Source organism: Bradyrhizobium sp. HKCCYLRH1030, assembly GCF_051168395.1.
Taxonomy (GTDB): domain Bacteria; phylum Pseudomonadota; class Alphaproteobacteria; order Rhizobiales; family Xanthobacteraceae; genus Bradyrhizobium.
Genome location: NZ_JBNPUY010000010.1, coordinates 307,501 through 308,852 on the forward strand (window position 1 = coordinate 307,501; position 1,352 = coordinate 308,852).

At 55.1% G+C, this 1,352-nt stretch carries 2 tRNA genes and 1 rRNA gene (1 of these 3 running past the window's edge); all 3 read right to left on the minus strand.

Annotation, left to right across the window (positions count from 1 at the left end):
* Positions 1 to 614 (minus strand): 23S ribosomal RNA (locus tag ACQR1E_RS27410); it reaches 2,232 nt to the left of the window's first position.
* Between the two features lie 423 nt (positions 615 to 1,037).
* A tRNA-Ala gene (locus ACQR1E_RS27415) sits at positions 1,038 to 1,113 on the minus strand.
* Between the two features lie 53 nt (positions 1,114 to 1,166).
* A tRNA-Ile gene (locus ACQR1E_RS27420) sits at positions 1,167 to 1,243 on the minus strand.
* Positions 1,244 to 1,352: the final 109 nt, after the last annotated feature.

A 1,352-nucleotide genomic window follows, 5' to 3' on the forward strand; every position in this document is an offset into this window, starting at 1 on the left:
GTCTGTTTGTAGGTGTCCGGTTTCAGGTCTATTTCACTCCCCTCGTCGGGGTGCTTTTCACCTTTCCCTCACGGTACTGGTTCACTATCGGTCGCTGAGGAGTACTTAGGCTTGGAGGGTGGTCCCCCCATGTTCAGACAGGATTGCACGTGTCCCGCCTTACTCGAGCATGAATGTTCGCATTACCCATACGGGGCTATCACCCTCTGAGGCCCTGCTTTCCTGACAGGTTCTGGTTGGCTTACATTCATGACTGGCCTGGTCCGCGTTCGCTCGCCACTACTAGCGGAGTCTCGGTTGATGTCCTTTCCTCCAGGTACTTAGATGTTTCAGTTCCCTGGGTTCGCTTGAAACCTCCTATGTATTCAGAAGTCTCATACCTTCTCTTGATAACCGGAAATCCAAAACCTCACGGCCTTGAATTCTCACAGTCTCCTGGTCGAACACCAAGACTTGAGGTCTTGGAGTTCCGGCTATCGAAGGTGGGTTTCCCCATTCGGAAATCCGCGGATCAAAGCTTCTTCGCAGCTCCCCACGGCTTATCGCAGCGTAGCACGTCCTTCATCGCCTCTCAGCGCCAAGGCATCCACCGAACACCCTTAAGGCACTTGATTGCTCTCATTATCAATGTCCACACACTCGGCAGAATGTTCACCGCTCCCACCGTCCCGAAGGACTAAGCGTTGGAGCAGCGCGGACACTGATTAGAAAGACCAGCTTGCTTCTTAAGATCGAACCGATGGCCGTGCGGTCAAGCGCAGCCAACAGAGTCATTTACAACAGACAGGATGCTTCACAGCTTCCAGCCTGCGCCGAAATGACCCGGAGATAGTGAAGTGTCGGTGCATAGTCGAAGCGCGGACCGCTTGCGCGGTGACGCTCCATTGCACGACCCAACTCGGATCGATCTCCTCTTCACGATGTCAGATAACACGCAGTCTTCTGTAATCCCGGTGAGGATCAGAAGATGCGAAATGTTGTCTCGCGGACGATGTTGAACCAGCGCTGTCAAGCGATCGCTCGGCAATCAGACCATCTGGTGGAGCCAGACGGGATCGAACCGACGACCTCATGCTTGCAAAGCACGCGCTCTCCCAGCTGAGCTATGGCCCCGTAACCAGAAGACGAATGCCAAGCCAGACCAGAGAGTGAGAGACGCCAGAAAGTGGTGGGCCTGGGAAGACTTGAACTTCCGACCTCACGCTTATCAAGCGCGCGCTCTAACCAACTGAGCTACAAGCCCTAACGCTCGAAGCTCGTCGCCACCCTGCCCGTGAGGGCAAATGCAGCAACCGCGCAGCCCCAGGCAGCGTGTTCGTCCGCGAAGAAAGAGAAACGAAGACGGCGAAATC